This window comes from Haloferula sp. BvORR071 (assembly GCF_000739615.1).
Lineage (GTDB): Bacteria > Verrucomicrobiota > Verrucomicrobiia > Verrucomicrobiales > Akkermansiaceae > Haloferula.
On sequence record NZ_BATP01000035.1, the window covers coordinates 108977 to 125871 of the forward strand.

Consider the following 16895-nt stretch of genomic DNA (forward strand, 5'->3'; position numbering starts at 1 on the left):
CCGATGAGGTGGGTTTCAGGTGTTTGTTTCGCCCTGGCGTTGGTCTTCGGGGTCTCCTTGGGTGGCCAGACGATCGATTACACTTGGGGTCCCGCCTTGCTGGCCCTGTCGCTCGCCTTGCTGAGCGCTGCGGGAGGAGCCTCAGCCTTGAAGGAGCGGGGGAAGGGGACTTGGATCGCATTGACCTTCCTCTTCCTAGCCTGGGGCTGGGTCCTCTGGCGCTGTTGGGGCAGTCCGGTGCAGGAGTTCGCCCGCGCCGATGCCCTTCTGGTCGGCGGTATGATCGCGGGCTGCTTCTGGGGCCTTCTGGCTGCCCCAAGTGGCGCGGCGGTCCGGATCGTGATGCTGGCGCTGGCCGTTCTGGGCCTGGTGAATCTGGCCTTCGTGCTTTGCCAGGTGAGGGATTCCTCCTTCTCCTGGCCCTTCGCCAGCCGTCCCGGGTTTTTCCCTTCCGGCCTTTTCGGGCACTACAATCACCTCGCGGACTTCTCCGTGGTTTCGGTGGCCTTGCTGGCGGCGCGCTTCTTCTTCGCTGGGGATTCCAAGCTTGAGCGGATTGCCCAGGCCTTGGGCGTCATTGCCGCGACCGCCTGCGTGTTCATCTCCACCTCGCGTGGTGGCATGGTCGCGCTCTGTGCAACTGGAGCGACCCTGATGGTCCTCGCAGCGTTGATCGCATGGCGGGACAAGTCGAAGAAAGCCCGCCTGCTGGCCATCGCCGCACTGGCGGGCCCGCTCATCTTGGCCTTGGTCGCGGTTCCGGTCTTGAAGCATTTCCAAGAGCGGCGCGGGATTCAGGACCTCAGCCTGAGCCAATTCGCCGACAACCGTACCCGCTTGCAGTTGTACGGCACTGCAGTGGACATCTCCATGAACCACCCGCTCAGCGGCGGCGGCAGCCGCAGCTACGGCTGGGAAAAATACGCCGCTTGGAAGCCGGAGGAAGGCGGCATGCTGCCCCGGAATGATGACTTTGTTCACAACGAGTTCCTCCAGTCGGCGGTCGAATATGGCTGGCTCGGAGCTCTTCTGATTGGCTGTGGGGTGCTCTCCGCCGTGCTCTGTTCGGTGGCCGGCCTCTTCTCTGCCGATCCCTCCTCGCGCTTCCCGCGCGGGCCGATCGATGCCCTGATGTGTGGCGGTCTGGCCGCGATGGCGGGCACCTTGGTGAATTCGAATTTCAGCTTCGTGACCCACACGATTCCCGGCGCGATCTACCTCGGCCTGGCGATTGGGTTTGCCTTGCCGCGGCGGGCGGAAGAGGTCTACCCATCCTCCCGCGCCACCTTGGTGGCGGCGCTTCTGCTCCTTCCCTTGGCCGGGATTCTGGCCGTGACGGGCATTCGCGGGACCAGGGTTTACCGGGCGGTGTGGCCGGTGAGTTTTGGCAAGGAGCGTCTCGGCGTTTACGCGCCGGGTATTTCGCTGGAGCTGATGGGTGACGCCTTGGAACACTGGCCGAGTGCCCACCTCGCGGGTCGCGCCGGACACGTGGCGCGCCGGGCGGCGGAGCGCCAGGGGCAGCCGGAGGATGAAGTCCGCGACTGGCACAGCAAGGCGGTGGAATTCTACAATCGGGCTGGCAAGCTCAACCCCAACGATCCCGAGTGGGCGCTCAACCGCGCGATCGCTCTCTCCGCCCTGAACCGCAACGATGAGGCCGACCGCAGCTACGAGGAGGCGGTCCGCCTGCAGGGTGGCATGGAAGGCAGCTTCCGCGCCCGCTACTACTTCGCCCAGCACCTCTTCCACCGCTACCATAGCGCTTGGGAAAGTCGCGCCTGCACCCCGGGCCAAGCGCTCACCGGTTTCATTCGCGCGCGCGACCTGCTCAAGGAAGCCAACAGCATGACCGAGCAGTGGGTGCGGGGTAAGGAAGAGGCCGCCTTCCAGAAGAACCTCGAGGATATGATCGCCTTCCTGGAGGGTGCTCATGTCACCCCCGAGCCCCTGCTGGAGCAGAAATAAGCCCGCGCCGCTGCAATCACTTCACGGCTCCGCCAGGCAAGGTATTCAGGCTATTTCCGGAGGTTTCCGGAGGTTCAGATTTCGCGGCCTTTCGCGGTCAAAGCCAAGCCTCCACCCGCTCAATTCAGGGTGGTGATCTGCTTCCAATTGATATTGTTCTCGGCGATTTCGCCCAGCAGCGAGCGGACCTCCGAATCCGCAGTCTTCAGATCCGGCAGGCTGCCCCAGTTGAAACGGGGGTCTTCCGTGCCCGCCCGGAAGCGCATGGTTACCAGGATGTAGGCCCACTTCTGGGCCTGGCCCTTGGCGAGCCGGTCACGCATATCCACCAAGGTCCGCGCCTTGTGGCTCTCGGTGATCATCTCGTTGCCCACGAAGAAATAGTAGGTCAGGTAGTTGAACTCGACCTCGGTCTTCTCGGTCTCTGAGGTCGCGATCCACTCCTTCCTTTTCGAAATCAACTTGCGGGTTGGAAGGGTGCCGGCCTTGGGCAGAGCGATTCCCGCTTTCCCCGCGTCGACGATCTCGTGGCCATTGGCCGTCTGGCAATCGATCCGCGACTGCTCCGAAAGGTAGATCTCGTGGCCTTGGGCGCCCATGCAGCGCTCCGGGCGGTGGATCGAGTTCGCGAGGTCTTGGCCGGAGAGCACGATCGAAAGCTCGGCCTGATCCTCAATCCCGCGCATGTAGAGTGAATTCCAAGTCCCCGGGCGCACGATCTTGCAACTGGCCTTGGAGAAGCGGGTATCGCTCGCCAGCGAGTTGATTTCCTTGTCCGTCGGAAGAACAGGCGTGGTCGTCCAGTCGCCGATTTCCTTCGGAATCTCCAGGCTCATGGCCGACTCGACCACCTTGAAGGGCGGAAGCATGAAGATCGAGGATAGGCCGACCCCGAGGATCGCTGCCAGAAGGGTGGACCGCTTCATGGGACGGTGGTGGGGGCCGAGGTGACATCGCCGCGCTCGTGGACAATTCTCGGTTCCACGTCGGAATCCTTATCCCCGGACTTCCGGCCGACCACATGGCGCACGGCCTTCTTCTTCGGCTTCTTCCATGGCAGGCCTTGCTCCAAGATGGAGTGGACCAGCAGCAAAAGGCAGAGGGAGATCGGGTAGAAGATCACCAAGCCGGACCAGTCGTGCCAAGTGTGGCGGGCAAAGTCCGGATTGCCGTATTCGGCGATCACGAAGATCGAGGTCAGGCGCAGCATATTGCCGAAGATCGCCAGCGGGAAGGCGGCCAGCAGCAGGATCCCCTTCTTCCACAGGCTGACCTTGGCCAAGTAGGCCCAGACCGTGGAGATCATGATCAGGGCCATCAGCGAGCGGATACCGCCGCAGCCCTCGTCGATCTCCAGCGGCTCCCAGAGCTTGCTGGCGGATTCGATCTTGGTGCCACTCACGTGGACCTTCACGCCGAAGAGTTCCGAACCCCACTGAGACAACTGCGTAGAGAGCATCTGCAGTTTCACCGTGGCTTGCTGGAACTCCGGCACCGGAACGGCCAGCCACAGGAAAAAGAAGGGGAAGAACAAGAGCCGGGAAAGCTGCCAGCCCCAGAGATAGAGGGAAGAACCCCAGAGGATCATCGGCAGGCCGGCGATCGCCAGGCGCGGCTGACCGCAGCGATGGGAGGCCACGAAGAAGAGGATCCCGAGCAGCAGCATGGGCAGGCCGAGCCAGTGGCTCTTTCCTTCCTTGGCAAGGCGCACGAGGTTTTTCCACTGCCAGGCAACCAAGCCGACCATGATGATCGGGACCATGAAGCCGTGCTCATAACGGGTCTCCTTGTTCCACGCGCTCTGCAGCCAGTAGAGCGGGGAGCGGTTGCCGATCACCCCGAAGCCGCCAATCACGGCGTAGTAAACCGCGATGATGGCCCCGCAGATCGCAGGCCCGAGCCAAGTGGGCAGGGCACTCTCCGGGGGTGACGAGTGCGATGGCGGGTTCGGACTTTCCATCATTCTTCGGGATGCAGGGTTGCCGATCCGGGCGCGAGTGTCAACAATCCCGGCCCGCCGCCCGTCCCGCATGAAACTGATCAGTGGAACTTCCCACCGCGCGCTCGCAGAGCGCATTGCAGAAACCCTCGGTGAACCCTTGGCCGACGTCCACGTCACGGCCTTCCCCGACGGTGAAACTTTCGTCAAAATCAACGAGAACATCCGCGGTGACGATGTCTTCATCGTCCAGCCGAGCTGTCCGCCGACGAATCACAACATCATGGAGTTGCTGATCATGGTGGATGCCGCCCGCCGCGCCAGCGCCGGCCGGATTACCGCCGTGATGCCCTTCTTCGGCTATGCCCGCCAGGACCGCAAGGATCAGCCCCGCGTGCCGATCACGGCGAAGCTGGTGGCCAACCTCCTGACCTCCGCCGGTGTCGGCCGGGTCCTGACCATGGACCTCCACGCCCCGCAGATCCAAGGTTTCTTCGATATTCCGGTCGATCATCTCTACGCCAAGCCGGCGCTGATTCACTACCTGCGCGAGCGCCACCCTGACCCCTCGAACATCACGGTGGTGTCCCCGGACGTGGGCGGGGTGAAGATGGCCCGCTCCTATGCGGAGGCCCTCGGCGCAGATCTCGCGATCGTCGCCAAGCACCGCGTCAGCGCCACCCGCGTGGAGGCGACCAATGTGATCGGCGACGTGGAAGGCCGCGATGTGATCCTAGTGGATGACATGACCGAAACCGCCGGCACCCTCACCGCCGCCGCGGAGATCCTCCAGAAGCACGGGGCGAAGCGCGTTTTCGCCGGGGTTTCCCACGCAGTTCTTGGCGAGATGGGTCGTGAGCGGATCAAAAATTCCGTGATCGAGGAGATCATCACCACCGACTCTGTGCCCCAAGCCAGTGGGGAAAAGGTCCGCGCCGTGGGCATCGCGCCGCTGCTCGGCGAAGCCATCCGCCGCATCCACGGCGGCCAGTCGGTGACTTCCTTGTTTGAAGTTTGAGGATCAGGGACTGGCGGATTTTCGGAAGGACCGGGATGGATCCGATGGATGGGATTTAGAAGAATCCCGATTCCAGCCTCACCATCCAGTCTTCTTCCTCTCATCCCATTCATCCTATCCATCCCGGTCCAAATCTCTTGGAACTCGGGGAAACAATTTTTTGACAAATTCGGGTCCGCCCGTTACAGACCCCGCCCCCGGCCGCGGAACATCGCTGCCGGAACTCGAATCCCACGCCTTTTTCCGCCATGGCCAAGAAGCACGTCCTGCAAGCCGAACTGCGTCAACGTACCGGTTCCGGAGTCCTCAAGCAAATGCGCCGCGAGGGCTGGGTTCCCTCCGTGATCTACGGGGTCGGCACTGAAAACAAGAACCTGAAGGTCAATGCAAAGGCCTTCGACGAGTTGCTGGCCCACGCCACCTCGGAAAACATTCTCATCAACCTCGACCTCTCCGGTGCGAGCCAGCTGGCCTTCCTCAAGGCCGTCCAGCACGACCCGCTTTCGGGCAAGCCGCTGCACGTGGACTTCCTGGCGATCGACGAGAAGTCGGAAATCACCGCCCACATCCCGGTGCACCTCGTCGGCGAGCCGATCGGCGTGAAGGCCGGCGGCATGCTTGAGCAGCTCAGCCACACCCTGGAAGTCCGCTGCGCCGCAGCTGAGCTCCCGGAAGTGCTGGAGTTCGATGTCGCCCACCTCGACGAAGGTGACTCGCTCCACATCGGCGACGTGAAGCTGCCGGCTGGTGTGACCGCCACCCACGCGGCTGACGTCGTGATCGCCCACCTCGCGAAGACCGCCGCTGCGGTTTCCGAAGGCGCGACCGCCGCTGCCTGAGGCATTTGATTTTTACCAGCCCGGTTCGCCTCACGGCGGACCGGGCTTTTCTTTGAAAATTTGGAGTCTGGAGCTTCCATCACCGCGATCGTTGGCCTCGGCAATCCGGGGCGGCAGTATGAAGGCACGCGCCACAACGCGGGCTTCATGGTGCTCGACCGCATGGCGCTGGGGGCAGGAGTGGCCTTCAAGGCCGAGCCGAAGTGGCAGAGCCATGTCGCCAAGCTTCCCGGCTCCGGGGTGCTACTGGTTAAACCCCAGTGCTTCATGAACTTGAGCGGTCGCCCGGTCCGGCAAATCGCCGCCTTCCACAAGTGGGCTCCCGAGCAGGTCCTGGTCGTCTATGACGATGCCGCGCTGCCGCTGGGCAAGCTGCGCTTCCGCGAAAAGGGCAGTGCCGGCGGCCACAACGGGATCAAGTCGCTGATCGAGCATTTCGGCGGCGACAACTTTCCGCGCCTGAAGGTGGGAATCGGCTCCTCGGACGCCGGTGAAATGGTAGGTCACGTGCTCGGGAATTTCCGCGCCGAGGAGCGGGAACTGCTTGAAAACACGCTTGCAAGGGCAGGGGCAGCTGTGCAGCTTGCGCTCTCCCAAGGCCTAGGCACGGCCGCGAATTTTTATAACAGTAATCACGGAACACCCTAACAAACGTCTCACGTCATGAGCAGCAGCAGGAAATACGAAGGACTGGTCATCCTCAATCCGAAGACCGAAGGTGCAAGCATCGACGAACTCGTGAAGTCCGTCGGCAAGGAACTCGAAGCCGAAGGCGCCAAGCTGGACCAAGTCCAGGAGATCGGCCGCCGCAAGTTCTCCTACACCTCGCGCCACCTTGAGAGCGGTCACTACGTGAACTACTTCTTCAAGGCTGAGCCGGATGCGATCGACCGCATCAAGGCCAAGCTCAAGCTGAACATCAACGTGCACCTGCAGCACTACCAGCGCGTCGCTTGATTGATCGGATTTCGCTGCGCGAAAAAGCTGTTCAAAAGAACGTCTCCCTAGTCTGATCGACCTGCTATGGCCAATCTCAACAAAGTCCTCCTGCTCGGCAACCTGACGCGCGACCCGGAGGTCCGCTACACGCCCAAGGGGACCGCGGTCGGTGATCTCGGCCTCGCCGTGAACCGGCGGGTGGCTGACGGCAATGGCAACTGGTCGGACGAAGTGACCTTCGTGGACGTGACCGTATGGGGCACGAACGCGGAGAACGCGCAGAAGTACCTGACCAAGGGCCGCGGCGTCTTCATCGAAGGCCGCCTGCAGATGGACACCTGGGAGGACAAGCAGTCCGGCCAAAAGCGCAGCAAGCTCAAGGTCGTCGCCGAAGTGCTCCAATTCCTGCCGGACGGCAAGGGTGGCACCCCGGGCGGCGGTGGTGGTGGCGGTGGAGGCAACTACCAGCAGCGCGATCCTGGCTATCAGGGTGGTGGCGGCGGTGGCGGCCAACAGCGCTCCGGTCCGCCGCAAGGTGGATCCCCGGCCGAGCCCGGGGACTACCGGGATGAAGAGGACGACATTCCGTTCTGATTTGATTTACTGAAAAGGCCGGGCGCTTGCCCGGCCTTTTTTGTTGGAGGAGAGGGAGTGCAACCTGCCATATCTAACATTCAGCCAGAATGAAAACTCGTTCGAAGCACCAACCACTGTTGATCACGTTTGTCTCCATCTTGTTCCTCACAGGCTGTGATCGGAGCGGCTCAGGTTCGACAGGCGGCCAATCGTCCGCTCACGAACAAGCACCCGGAGCCAAGCACGCCGGCGGGGATGCGACGGACACGGGAGAGCGCGGGGCGCAACCTGCAAGGGTTCAGGATCGGGTTCCAACCCCTGAGTCTCAAATGTTGAGAGGCGTAACAGGTCAGCTGGATGAATTGCAGTCCCAGAGACGACTGCTTGAGCCAGCAGAGCAATCCAAGCGAGAGGCATTGAACTCGCTGCGAGGCGTCCCAAAGGAAACCAAGATCGATGTCGAGACCGATCATATCGCTGGAGGAAATGGTCGAGACGCTGTTCCGGGGGAACAGGAGGCCTTGGATGCCTACCTTACCGTGGCACTTGAGCTTCAAACGCTTGAAGCAAAGGAGAAGCTTTTCAATGAGCAGCTCGAAAGGCTCAAGGCGCGCAAGGCAGACAAATCAAAGACGGAATAGTCCGGGATATCCGACGCCGACAGGCCGTGAATTTGAGCTGCTCCGTCCCATACGCGTGTGCGGACTACCTCACTCGCGGTGGAGCAGGGCGTTCTTGATGAGCTGGACGCGCTTGAGGGCGTCGTCGACTTCGGCGCCGAGGAAGTTGGCATGCCCCATCTTGCGGCGGCCGATGGCGCGGCGCTTGCCGTAGAGGTGGAGGAAGGCGGAGCCGTCGGCGAAGAGGGGGGTCCAGTCGGGCGGGTCGATTTCGCCGGGCCACATGTCGCCGAGGAGATTGAGCATTACCACCGGGGAGAGCAGGCGGGTGGAGCCGGCGGGGAGGCCGCAGATGACGCGGACCTGCTGCTCGAACTGCGAGGTGGCGCAGGCGTCGAGGGTGTGGTGACCGGAATTATGGGGCCGTGGGGCCATTTCGTTCACCAGCAAGGAGCCATCCGGCAGGTAGAAGAATTCGACGCCCATGATCCCTTGGTAATCAAGGGCGATGGCGACCTCACAGGCGATCACCTTGGCCTCGGCGGCGACGGCGGGGCTGACGCGGGCGGGGACGATCGAGACGTCGAGGATGTGGTGGCGATGGCGGTTTTCGGCGGGGTCGTAGACCGCCAGGGAGCCATCGGCCGCGCGGGCGACCATCACGGAGAGCTCGCGCTCGAAGGGGATGAAGGCTTCGAGCACGGCGCGCTCGGTGCCGAAGTTGGCCCAGACTTGGGCGGGGTCCTCGCCGCCTTCCAGCTTGAGCTGGCCCTTGCCGTCGTAGCCGAAGGCAGCGGTCTTCAGGACCGCGGGGGTGCCGATCTTCGCGATGGCAGCGGCGAGTTCTTCGGCGGAGGCGACGACCTCGAAGGGGGCGCAGGGGATGCCGTTGGCCTTGAGGAAGGTCTTTTCCCGCTCGCGGTGCTGGCAGATCGCTACGGCATTCGGCGAGGGGTGGAGCTGGATCCGGGCGGCGACGGCTTCGAGGGTTTCGCGCGGGATGTTCTCGAATTCGACGGTGGCGACGGCGGCCTTGGTGACGAATTGCTCCAGCGCCTCGGGCGAGTCGAAGGGCGCGTCGATGGCCTCATCCGCGACCACGATGGCCGGTGCCTCGAGGCCGCCGGTCCAGACGAGGGTGCGGTAGCCCATGCGGCGGGCTTCCATGCAGAACATGCGGCCGAGCTGGCCGCCGCCGAGGATGCCGAGCACGGAGCCCGGCGGGATCACGGGAGATGGGTTCACCGTTGCCATTCAGGGGGGCGAAGGAAAACCACGGAATGCGCGGAATACACGGAAAAAAGACAGGTGCCGGGTGATCAGTGAGTGGTGATCGGTGGAAGAGGCTTGGGTGTGCGCAGCTGTTGGTCAGCCCAGATCGGGGAGTTGGGCGGCCTTGACGGTCTCGTTCTGCTGCTTGCGGAAGGCTTGGAGCTTGGCGAGGAGGGCGGGGTCCTCGCCGGCGATGATGGCGACGGCGAAGAGGGCGGCATTGATGGCTCCGGCCTTGCCGATGGCGAAGGTGGCGGTGGGGATGCCGCCGGGCATCTGGACGATGGAGAGCAGGGAATCCATGCCCTTGAGGGCGTGGGACTCGACGGGGACGCCGAGCACGGGAAGATCGGTGATGGCGGCAGTCATGCCGGGCAGGTGGGCGGCGCCGCCGGCCCCGGCGATGATGCATTTCAAGCCGCGGCCACGGGCCTCAGCGGCGTAGGAGAAGAGTTTGTCGGGGGTGCGATGGGCGCTGACAACCTCGGCCTCCCAAGCCACGCCGAAGTCCTTCAGGGTCTTGGCGGCGTGCTCCATGGTCGGCCAGTCCGAGGTGCTGCCCATGATGATTCCGACGAGTGGGGTTGCCATGCGCGGAGCGCAAAACAGAACGTGGGAGCTTGCAAGTGCCGAGTGATCAGTGGGCAGTGATCCGCGAAATGCAAAAGGCACTTTTGGCGGGCTTTCCACGGATCACCGCTCACTGATCACCTGGCACTCTCCTGCTGACCGCATTCGCGCTCGCGCGTGGGGCGGCGGGCTGCTACGCCCCCCGCGCTCATGCTGAAGGAAGCCATCCAGGAAGTCCGCGTTTTCGCGCCCGCCACTGTCGCCAATGTCGCTTGCGGCTACGACGTGCTGGGCTTCGCGATTGACGCGCCCGGGGACGAGATTGTCGTCCGTCATTGTGACAAACCCGGCCTGCACATCACTAAGATTACCGGTGACGAGGGCAAGCTGCCGAAGAATCCGGAGAAGAACACGGCCGGTGTGGCGGCGCTGGATTTGCTGCGCCACCTCGGCATGACCGACCGCGGGATCGAGATGGAGATCCACAAGAAGATGCCTTTTGGGTCGGGTCTCGGATCCTCTGCGGCCTCGGCGGTGGCGGGTGCCTTCGCAGTGAACAAGCTGATCGGCGAGCCGCTGTCCAAGAAGCAGTTGCTGCCCTTCGCGATGGCCGGTGAGGCCTCTGCGGATGGAGCCTGGCACGCGGACAACGTGGGACCCTGCCTGCTGGGGGGAATCGTTTTCATCCGCTCGAACGACGAGCTGGACGTGGCGCAATTGCCCGCGCCGAAGAATTTGTGGGCGGCGGTGGTGCACCCGGACATCGAGGTGCTGACCAAGGTCGCCCGTGAGATCCTGCCGAAGGACATCCCGCTGGTGAATGCGACCCAGCAGATCGGCAATCTGGGCGGTCTGCTCTGCGGGATCATCCAAGAGGATTACGGCCTGATTTCGCGCTCGATCCACGACGTGATCGCCGAGCCTCGTCGCCAGAAGCTGATCCCGGAATTCTACAAGGCGAAGCGCGCGGCGCTGGCTGCGGGTGCGCTGGGCTTCTCGATCTCCGGTGCGGGTCCGAGTGTCTTCGCGCTCTGCGAGGGTGAGGAGACGGCGCGCAAGGTGGGTGAGGCGATTTCGAAGGTGTTTTCGGCGATCCCGCTGGGGAACCAGGTTTACGTTTCCAAGATCAATCCCCACGGCGTGCACGTGGTGGAGGAGAAGGCGGCGAAGTGAGGGGGTGGCATCATCTACGGGGATGGGCTCTTGAAATGCTACCGGCGTTTGGAATCGTCATAACGGTCATCCGGCGATAGACTGCGCTGGTGGACCCTATTCTTAGATGGACAGGGGAGCTTGCCCGGAGTCCACAGGTAGGGAATTTCCTTCTGAATCGCACCCGGGTTGGAGAGGTCGGTGCCATCCAGCTTTCAAACTTGGAAGGAGGAGGCGTCTTTTACAGGGCCGCCAAGAGGGCAGTGACATGGATTTCACGGTACTGCCCGCAGCGCTACCATCGGCTGGTCCGGCGCATCGGGTGGTTGGAAAACCGGCGATTGGTCCAAGGACCGGGAACCTTCGTGCTATACCTGCCGTGGAGAGTGCTGACGATGGATTTCAGGGATTTAGGGGATGAAGATTTGTCTGCCGCCTATCTGGCATGCGGCTTGGTTGTGCAGGCTTTCCTTCTTAAGCATCGCTACAAGAGAGGAGACATCTCCGATGAGCAACTGGTGAGGCTCGGGCGCGTGGCACACCGCGATGCCGCCCGCTTTCTCAAAGGGCTGGAACGAGATCGTCCGGAGCTCGCGCGGAAGGTGAGGGAAGTTTTTCCGGAGTTTGATCCCGGCCTTTTCCTCGCAGGGCAGCGCATGCCCTTCGCCCGGAAAATCAAATTTGTGCGGAAGAGAAAGCTGGCCGCACCTCGTGCTAATTGAGGAGTGCAGGAGCCAGCGGTTTGCGCTAAAGCTCACTCAAGACAATGACGGGGAAATTCGACGTCGTGATCGAGATGGATGCCGAAGGCTGGCTCGTGGCGAGCGTGCCTTCGCTGCACGGTTGCCACACTCAGGCCCGGTCCTTCCATGGGTTGGAAGCGCGGATCCGCGGAGCGATCGAGCTTTGCCTGGATGACGATGACGCCTCCTGAGGTGGAAATGACGCGGGACGATCTCCGGGAACTGTTTCAATTGGGTTTAAGCTTCCCTCGTCTTGCACGATCATGCTCTACCAATCCGCGCTCTTGCCGAAGGTGAACCGGGCTTTTCGGCTCGCAAATTCCGGTAGATCGCGGATTATCTCCACATGTCCAAGGACCGATGCGAAGAAATGCGCCAAGCTCGCTTGAAGATGCCGCGGCGCAGCTCCGCCGAGGCATGGGCGCAGCACGACGCGGCCGTAATAGCCTCCCGGAACTTCGGGACCTCGAGCGCGGAGTCCTCAAGGACTGGTTCGCCGGTCAAGGAAGGATCTTCCAAGAAGACCCGACGCTGAAGCTGGAGCGCTGCCAGTCGCACGGCGAGCACCGGGTCGGCTTTCATCACGACACCGACTGCTGGTGGAAAACCACGCATCCCGGGAAGTGTGGAGTTGGTGCCGAATTCGACTACGGCGATCTACCTCCCTTCGAGATAGCAGGAATCTCGGCGCGGGAGCTTCTGCCCTCAGAGTATCTGGACCGTCTCTTGCTTTTTAACCGCGAGTTCGGTGACGACATTCGGATCGAGGGTTTCTTGGATGCCGACCTTCCAAGCCTGGTGATTTCGCAGCCTGACATCGTTGGCTCACCTGCCACTGCGGAGCAGATGAAAGACGAAATGCTGGTTTCGGGCTACAAGACGCTTCCCGGCGTTCAGTTGGGAAAGGCTGGGTCCATTTCCTTCTACAATCCCGAATCGAGAATCGCGCTCTTTGATGCTCATCCCGGAAACTTCTTCCATGCCAAAGGCATGACTCTGCCCATCGACGGGATCATTCTACAAATCACCAACGATTCCGAACATGACTGGCTTTGCGCACGTGCAGCAGTGCCGAATTCGTTCTGATTGGCACTTGGCACTTCTTCTTCACCTAGCACTTCCATGCTCTACCACTCCACCAACAATCCCGCCCACCGGGTCGATCTGAAGGAAGCGATCCTGCGTTCGCTGCCGCCGGACAATGGTCTCTACATGCCGGATAGCATGCCGGTGCTGGGCCAGGATTTCTGGGCGATCTGGCGGGAGCTGAGCTTTCAGGAGATCGGCTATGCGGTGGCGCATGCGTTTTTCCATGAGGATGTGCCGGCGGCGGATCTGAAGCAGATCGTGGAGGGCACGCTATCTTTCGACGCGCCGCTGGAGATGCTGGCGCCGGGGGATCATATCCTGGAACTCTTCCACGGGCCGACGCTGGCCTTCAAGGATTTCGGAGCGCGCTTCATGGCGCGGCTGATGGCCTGGCTGGTGCGCGGCGACAACCGTGAGCTGACGGTGCTGGTGGCGACTTCCGGCGATACCGGGGGGGCGGTGGCCTCGGCCTTCCACAAGGTGCCGGGGACGCGGGTGATCATCCTCTACCCGGAAGGCAAGGTCTCCGGACTTCAGGAGAAGCAGCTCACGACGCTGGGTGACAACGTCAGCGCGTTGGAGATCGATGGGACCTTCGATGACTGCCAGCGTTTGGTGAAGTCGGCTTTCTTGGATCGTGCGTTGGCGGAGCGGTTGAATCTGACTTCGGCGAACTCGATCAATCTCTCGCGCTTGGTGCCGCAGAGCTTCTACTATATCCATAGTGCCCGGCAGTTGCCCTTGGGAGTGGAACCTGCCTTCGTAGTGCCTTCGGGGAACTTCGGCAATCTCACTGCCGGTCTGCTGGCGGTGCAGCTTGGCCTGCCGGTGAAGAAGTTCCTGGCGGCGACGAATGCGAATGACGTGGTGCCGGCCTATCTGAAGAGCGGCGATTACCAGCCGCGGCCGAGCACGGCGACCATCTCGAATGCCATGGACGTGGGCGCGCCCTCGAACTTCGCGCGGATGCAGGCACTCTTCGGCAATTCGTGGGAAGCGATGCGCGGCAAGATCGAGGGCATGACCTTCACGGATGATCAGACGCGTGCGGCGATCCGCGAGGTGAAATCACTCTACGACTACGAGATCGACCCGCACGGGGCGGTCGGCTGGCTGGCGGCACGGAAGTGGCGCGCGGCGAATCCCGGCAATGCCACCATTACGCTGCTGACTGCGCATCCTTCGAAGTTCATCGATGTGATGGAGCAGGAGATCGGGAAGGGCAGCCTGGAGATTCCGGAGCGTCTGGCGATCCTGGCAGACCGGGAGAAGGTGGCAGGCAAGATGCCGGCGGATGAGGCGACCTTCAAGGAGTGGCTGGCTTCGGTGCACTAGGGTGCGTCGAACAGCCTGTGAACCACGAATGAAAGGCAGAGGGCCTGCCTTCATTCGTGATGGGGATTTGGTGATCCAGGGGACAGTCTTGGGCCTTGGCTGGCTGCGGGTTCAGATGGAGTTCAGGAACTCGGGGCTGCAGCCTTTGACAGTGAACCAGCCGTCCTTGTGCTTGCGGACGCTGACGGCGTTGGTGATGGCGATGACCACGAGGCTGGCGACCATAAGGATCGCGGCGACGATGGCGACGGGGCCGGCGGCGGAGTTCTCCAGGTAGACCAGACCGGCGATGAGGATGGCCACGCCGGCGAAGAAGCCGAGGGTGGCGAGGGTCTTGCGCTTCACCAGGCGGCTGCGTTCCTCGCGGCAGAGAGTGTAGGTGACCTTTGCGCGCTTGCTCATGAGCGAGGCGAGGAGGAGCACGGGAAGGAGGGCGAAGGGGAGGAAGATATAGATCCAAGGCGGAGTCCAGGTGAGCTGGACCTGCTTGTTCCAGTCCTTCACTTCCTGTGGCTGGTTGGTCTTGATGCAGCGGGCTGGCAGCACGGCTCCATCGCGGATCATGAGGAAGTTCTCGTGGCGGTAGAACAAAGAGCCAGGCGGAGGGGCCGTATCGGTAGTGGCAGGCGCGCTGTAAGGATTCGGTTGAGGAGAATTTTCCATGGAGATGATATTCAAGTTATAGCTTGGATCGCGCTCCGGCGGCGAGAAAAAATCGCCGGGAAGGGCGCCGCATGCAACGAGCTTGGATCCACTTTCCGCAAAGCGGAATCGCTGGCGACCCCTGTAAACGCTCCAGATATCGGGCGCTTGCGGGTTACGGCAGGGGGATGATTTCGCCGAAGATCTCCTTGAAGCGCTTCGCGTCTGCCGCGGTCAACATCAAGGGGTGTCCCGTGGCGGGGTCAGAGTAGGCAAGTCCGATCAAGGCATCTGTAAGTGAAGACGGTACTGTGATCTTCACGTCCCTGCGGCCGAAGGCGGCGAAGTAATCCTCGATATGCATGCCCGCCAGCATGGCGTCGGCGGCTTCCTTGCCGAAGGCTTCCCGGAGCTGCTTCCTCATCTGGACAAGGACGGCATCGCCCGAGGCTTGGTCGCCGGAGATAAAATAGACCTTCTCACCCTCCTTGGCGCCGGGATCGGTGCCCGGGCGAACTCGCTCCGTGAGGAGGCTCTCCATGTCCTTCCATGCCTGGTCGAGGATAGTTTCGGCCTTCGGCCGGTCGGCCTCGGTGAGGCCGGCGTCGATGAGAGCCGCGACCGGCAGGCGCCGCAGTCTCGGGGACGTAGGGGTGCCGGGAGATTTGGTTTTGGCGGCCGTCGTTTTCGTGGACACCAGCAGCGGGCTGGTGTCATGGGCGCTGGCCGGATCCTTGGCCGAGGGAATGATCCAATGCTCCTTGGCCGGCAGCTCGCCGGGATCCTTGCTCAGGCGCAGGGGCCAGCCACCGGGGGCCAGGGCCTTGCCGAAAATCAGCCAGCCGCCCGCCAGCCCGAGAAGGGTGTAGGTCAGCCAGTTGGTGATTCTGACGAGCTTGGATTGCACCGGTAGTAGCTTGGTTGATAGCAGGGCCCGGGGTCGGGCGCAAGAGGACATGGAGCCCGACGGCTAGCGGGCCTAGAGTGAGTCCAGGAATTCCCGGGAGCAGCCTTTGAGCGTGAACCAGCCGTCGTTGAATTTCTTCACGCTGAGCGCATTGGTCACCACCAGAATGATCAGACTCACGAGCAGAGTGAGAACACCGAGACAGGCACCGATTAAGGCCAGATTGCCATTCAGGGTGATGATGGAGACCGTCCCGCCAACCCCGCCGGCCACGGCGGCGAGGAGGGAGATGCTCCGGCGCTGAATCAGCTTCCGGCGGGCTTCGCGGCTCATGCTGTAGGTAACGAAGGCCTTCTTCGCGATGCAGAGTGAGACGATGACGGCGACAAGGAGGTGGATTAGGATCAGGGCCCACACCCATGGCGGAGTCCATGTGAACTTGGTCCGCTTGGTCCAGTCATCCGGGCCGATCGGACGGTTGGTATGGACGCAACGGAGTGGGAGGACGGCGCCATCGCGGATTACCAACATATCACCTTCACGATAAAAGCTGCCTCCGACGGGAGCCGGCGGCAGGTCCATGGCGAGAGGTGCCTGGTAGGGATTGGTGGGTGAACTGGGATCCATTGGGTGGCCGTCTCTTATCGATCGCTGGAGAAAATCGCCAGCCAAGAAGCTTCCAGGAACAGGGGTCGCGGGTTATCAAAGGGTGATGGATGATGTCACCCGCGTGCTGAATGCGATGGCCGCCGGGGATGAGTCCGGCTCGGCGGAATTGCTGGCATCGATCTATGGCGAGCTGCGGCGGATGGCGGCGGGGAAGATGGCGGGCGAGAGGTCGGGGCACACCTTGCAGGCGACGGCGCTGGTGAATGAGGCCTACCTGCGGTTGGCGGGCGGGGCGGGGGATTGGGCGAACCGGCGGCATTTCTTCGGCGCGGCATCGGAGGCGATGCGGCGGATCCTGGTGGAAAACGCGCGACGCCGGGCGACGGACAAGCGGGCGGGGGTGAAGATGGATCTGAATGAGGAGATCCATGAGCTGCAACAGGATGAGAAGCTGCTGCAGGTGCACGAGGTGCTGGATGAGCTGGAAGCGGAGGACCCGCTCAAGGCGAAGATTGTGAAGCTCCGGTTCTTCGTGGGGTTGGGGCACGATGAGATCGCGGCGCTGCTGGAGGTGAATGAGAAGACAGTGCGGCGGCACTGGGAGCTGGCGCGGGTGTGGTTGTTCCGGGCGATCAAGGAGGGCTAGGCGTAGCCCGGAGGAGGGCCTTGAAAAAAGT

General features: G+C 62.5%; 20 protein-coding genes. 13 read left to right on the top strand and 7 right to left on the bottom strand.

The window, feature by feature from the left end:
- Nucleotides 1–3: 3 nt before the first annotated feature.
- Nucleotides 4–1968, top strand: a complete 1965-nt coding sequence (locus BV071_RS19900; RefSeq protein WP_081886118.1) for an O-antigen ligase family protein — start codon at nucleotides 4–6, stop codon at nucleotides 1966–1968.
- Between the two features lie 119 nt (nucleotides 1969–2087).
- On the opposite strand, the gene BV071_RS19905 is transcribed toward BV071_RS19900, so the two are convergent.
- Both BV071_RS19905 and BV071_RS19910 read right to left on the bottom strand, forming a co-directional pair.
- On the bottom strand, nucleotides 2088–2894 hold the full coding sequence (locus tag BV071_RS19905; RefSeq protein WP_035611058.1) for an exosortase-associated EpsI family protein: 807 nt from the start codon (nucleotides 2892–2894) through the stop codon (nucleotides 2088–2090).
- The gene (locus BV071_RS19910; protein WP_035611060.1) at nucleotides 2891–3931 is read right to left on the bottom strand and encodes an exosortase/archaeosortase family protein; all 1041 of its coding nucleotides are present in this window, start codon (nucleotides 3929–3931) and stop codon (nucleotides 2891–2893) included. Before BV071_RS19910 ends, BV071_RS19905 begins: the two co-directional genes overlap by 4 nt.
- Nucleotides 3932–3998: 67 nt before the next feature.
- On the opposite strand from BV071_RS19910, the gene BV071_RS19915 reads away from it, so the two are divergent.
- The 6 genes from BV071_RS19915 to BV071_RS19940 all read left to right on the top strand — a co-directional run bounded on the left by BV071_RS19915 (nucleotide 3999) and on the right by BV071_RS19940 (nucleotide 7920).
- The gene (locus BV071_RS19915) at nucleotides 3999–4925 is read left to right on the top strand and encodes a ribose-phosphate pyrophosphokinase (RefSeq protein ID WP_035611061.1); all 927 of its coding nucleotides are present in this window, start codon (nucleotides 3999–4001) and stop codon (nucleotides 4923–4925) included.
- A 248-nt stretch (nucleotides 4926–5173) separates the two neighbouring features.
- Entirely contained in the window at nucleotides 5174–5764 is a 591-nt protein-coding gene (locus tag BV071_RS19920; protein WP_035611063.1) for a 50S ribosomal protein L25, read from the top strand.
- A 60-nt stretch (nucleotides 5765–5824) separates the two neighbouring features.
- Nucleotides 5825–6412: an aminoacyl-tRNA hydrolase gene (gene pth, locus BV071_RS19925; RefSeq protein ID WP_035611065.1), complete on the top strand. Its 588-nt coding sequence runs from the start codon at nucleotides 5825–5827 to the stop codon at nucleotides 6410–6412.
- Between the two features lie 15 nt (nucleotides 6413–6427).
- Nucleotides 6428–6721 (top strand): 30S ribosomal protein S6, encoded by a 294-nt coding sequence (gene rpsF, locus BV071_RS19930; protein WP_035611067.1) that lies wholly within the window; start codon nucleotides 6428–6430, stop codon nucleotides 6719–6721.
- 66 nt (nucleotides 6722–6787) lie between these two features.
- Nucleotides 6788–7297 (top strand): single-stranded DNA-binding protein, encoded by a 510-nt coding sequence (gene ssb / locus BV071_RS19935; RefSeq protein WP_035611069.1) that lies wholly within the window; start codon nucleotides 6788–6790, stop codon nucleotides 7295–7297.
- Nucleotides 7298–7386: 89 nt separating this feature from the next.
- Nucleotides 7387–7920, top strand: a complete 534-nt coding sequence (locus BV071_RS19940) for a hypothetical protein (RefSeq protein WP_035611072.1) — start codon at nucleotides 7387–7389, stop codon at nucleotides 7918–7920.
- Between the two features lie 69 nt (nucleotides 7921–7989).
- Here the strand turns inward: BV071_RS19940 and BV071_RS19945 are convergent, their stop codons facing one another.
- Entirely contained in the window at nucleotides 7990–9153 is a 1164-nt protein-coding gene (locus BV071_RS19945; RefSeq protein ID WP_265594659.1) for a 5-(carboxyamino)imidazole ribonucleotide synthase, read from the bottom strand.
- Between the two features lie 114 nt (nucleotides 9154–9267).
- Entirely contained in the window at nucleotides 9268–9762 is a 495-nt protein-coding gene (gene purE / locus BV071_RS19950; RefSeq protein ID WP_035611075.1) for a 5-(carboxyamino)imidazole ribonucleotide mutase, read from the bottom strand.
- A gap of 189 nt (nucleotides 9763–9951) precedes the next feature.
- Here purE and BV071_RS19955 point away from each other — a divergent pair, with 189 nt between their 5' ends.
- The 5 genes from BV071_RS19955 to thrC all read left to right on the top strand — a co-directional run bounded on the left by BV071_RS19955 (nucleotide 9952) and on the right by thrC (nucleotide 14060).
- Nucleotides 9952–10914 carry a homoserine kinase gene (locus BV071_RS19955; protein WP_035611077.1) on the top strand — a complete coding sequence of 321 codons (963 nt, stop codon included), beginning with the start codon at nucleotides 9952–9954 and terminating at the stop codon, nucleotides 10912–10914.
- 365 nt (nucleotides 10915–11279) lie between these two features.
- Nucleotides 11280–11615: a hypothetical protein gene (locus BV071_RS35585; protein ID WP_265594660.1), complete on the top strand. Its 336-nt coding sequence runs from the start codon at nucleotides 11280–11282 to the stop codon at nucleotides 11613–11615.
- Nucleotides 11616–11659: 44 nt separating this feature from the next.
- Nucleotides 11660–11827: a type II toxin-antitoxin system HicB family antitoxin gene (locus BV071_RS34400; protein WP_075090967.1), complete on the top strand. Its 168-nt coding sequence runs from the start codon at nucleotides 11660–11662 to the stop codon at nucleotides 11825–11827.
- Nucleotides 11828–12053: 226 nt separating this feature from the next.
- Nucleotides 12054–12722: a hypothetical protein gene (locus BV071_RS19965; protein WP_035611081.1), complete on the top strand. Its 669-nt coding sequence runs from the start codon at nucleotides 12054–12056 to the stop codon at nucleotides 12720–12722.
- A 36-nt stretch (nucleotides 12723–12758) separates the two neighbouring features.
- The gene (thrC, locus tag BV071_RS19970; protein WP_035611083.1) at nucleotides 12759–14060 is read left to right on the top strand and encodes a threonine synthase; all 1302 of its coding nucleotides are present in this window, start codon (nucleotides 12759–12761) and stop codon (nucleotides 14058–14060) included.
- A 111-nt stretch (nucleotides 14061–14171) separates the two neighbouring features.
- Here thrC and BV071_RS19975 read toward each other — a convergent pair whose 3' ends face one another.
- The 3 genes from BV071_RS19975 to BV071_RS33330 all read right to left on the bottom strand — a co-directional run bounded on the left by BV071_RS19975 (nucleotide 14172) and on the right by BV071_RS33330 (nucleotide 16236).
- Complete coding sequence (locus BV071_RS19975) at nucleotides 14172–14723, bottom strand: hypothetical protein (RefSeq protein WP_265594661.1); 552 nt, start codon at nucleotides 14721–14723, stop codon at nucleotides 14172–14174.
- Nucleotides 14724–14877: 154 nt separating this feature from the next.
- The gene (locus tag BV071_RS19980) at nucleotides 14878–15609 is read right to left on the bottom strand and encodes a hypothetical protein (protein WP_035611087.1); all 732 of its coding nucleotides are present in this window, start codon (nucleotides 15607–15609) and stop codon (nucleotides 14878–14880) included.
- Between the two features lie 72 nt (nucleotides 15610–15681).
- Nucleotides 15682–16236, bottom strand: a complete 555-nt coding sequence (locus BV071_RS33330; RefSeq protein WP_052573647.1) for a hypothetical protein — start codon at nucleotides 16234–16236, stop codon at nucleotides 15682–15684.
- 85 nt (nucleotides 16237–16321) lie between these two features.
- Here BV071_RS33330 and BV071_RS19990 point away from each other — a divergent pair, with 85 nt between their 5' ends.
- Nucleotides 16322–16864 carry an ECF-type sigma factor gene (locus BV071_RS19990; protein ID WP_035611089.1) on the top strand — a complete coding sequence of 181 codons (543 nt, stop codon included), beginning with the start codon at nucleotides 16322–16324 and terminating at the stop codon, nucleotides 16862–16864.
- The last annotated feature ends 31 nt before the right edge of the window (nucleotides 16865–16895 follow it).

What these genes read in the sequence shown, in the direction of transcription:
- BV071_RS34400 (WP_075090967.1), top strand. Translation starts at nt 11,660, where the DNA reads ATGACGGGGAAATTCGACGTCGTGATCGAGATGGATGCCGAAGGCTGG.
- rpsF (WP_035611067.1), top strand. Translation starts at nt 6,428, where the DNA reads ATGAGCAGCAGCAGGAAATACGAAGGACTGGTCATCCTCAATCCGAAG.
- ssb (WP_035611069.1), top strand. Translation starts at nt 6,788, where the DNA reads ATGGCCAATCTCAACAAAGTCCTCCTGCTCGGCAACCTGACGCGCGAC.
- purE (WP_035611075.1), bottom strand. Translation starts at nt 9,762, where the DNA reads ATGGCAACCCCACTCGTCGGAATCATCATGGGCAGCACCTCGGACTGG.
- BV071_RS33330 (WP_052573647.1), bottom strand. Translation starts at nt 16,236, where the DNA reads ATGGATCCCAGTTCACCCACCAATCCCTACCAGGCACCTCTCGCCATG.
- BV071_RS19945 (WP_265594659.1), bottom strand. Translation starts at nt 9,153, where the DNA reads ATGGCAACGGTGAACCCATCTCCCGTGATCCCGCCGGGCTCCGTGCTC.
- BV071_RS19955 (WP_035611077.1), top strand. Translation starts at nt 9,952, where the DNA reads ATGCTGAAGGAAGCCATCCAGGAAGTCCGCGTTTTCGCGCCCGCCACT.
- BV071_RS19975 (WP_265594661.1), bottom strand. Translation starts at nt 14,723, where the DNA reads ATGGAAAATTCTCCTCAACCGAATCCTTACAGCGCGCCTGCCACTACC.
- BV071_RS19965 (WP_035611081.1), top strand. Translation starts at nt 12,054, where the DNA reads ATGGGCGCAGCACGACGCGGCCGTAATAGCCTCCCGGAACTTCGGGAC.
- BV071_RS19990 (WP_035611089.1), top strand. Translation starts at nt 16,322, where the DNA reads ATGGATGATGTCACCCGCGTGCTGAATGCGATGGCCGCCGGGGATGAG.
- BV071_RS19940 (WP_035611072.1), top strand. Translation starts at nt 7,387, where the DNA reads ATGAAAACTCGTTCGAAGCACCAACCACTGTTGATCACGTTTGTCTCC.
- thrC (WP_035611083.1), top strand. Translation starts at nt 12,759, where the DNA reads ATGCTCTACCACTCCACCAACAATCCCGCCCACCGGGTCGATCTGAAG.
- BV071_RS19910 (WP_035611060.1), bottom strand. Translation starts at nt 3,931, where the DNA reads ATGATGGAAAGTCCGAACCCGCCATCGCACTCGTCACCCCCGGAGAGT.
- BV071_RS19920 (WP_035611063.1), top strand. Translation starts at nt 5,174, where the DNA reads ATGGCCAAGAAGCACGTCCTGCAAGCCGAACTGCGTCAACGTACCGGT.
- BV071_RS19905 (WP_035611058.1), bottom strand. Translation starts at nt 2,894, where the DNA reads ATGAAGCGGTCCACCCTTCTGGCAGCGATCCTCGGGGTCGGCCTATCC.
- BV071_RS19900 (WP_081886118.1), top strand. Translation starts at nt 4, where the DNA reads ATGAGGTGGGTTTCAGGTGTTTGTTTCGCCCTGGCGTTGGTCTTCGGG.
- BV071_RS19915 (WP_035611061.1), top strand. Translation starts at nt 3,999, where the DNA reads ATGAAACTGATCAGTGGAACTTCCCACCGCGCGCTCGCAGAGCGCATT.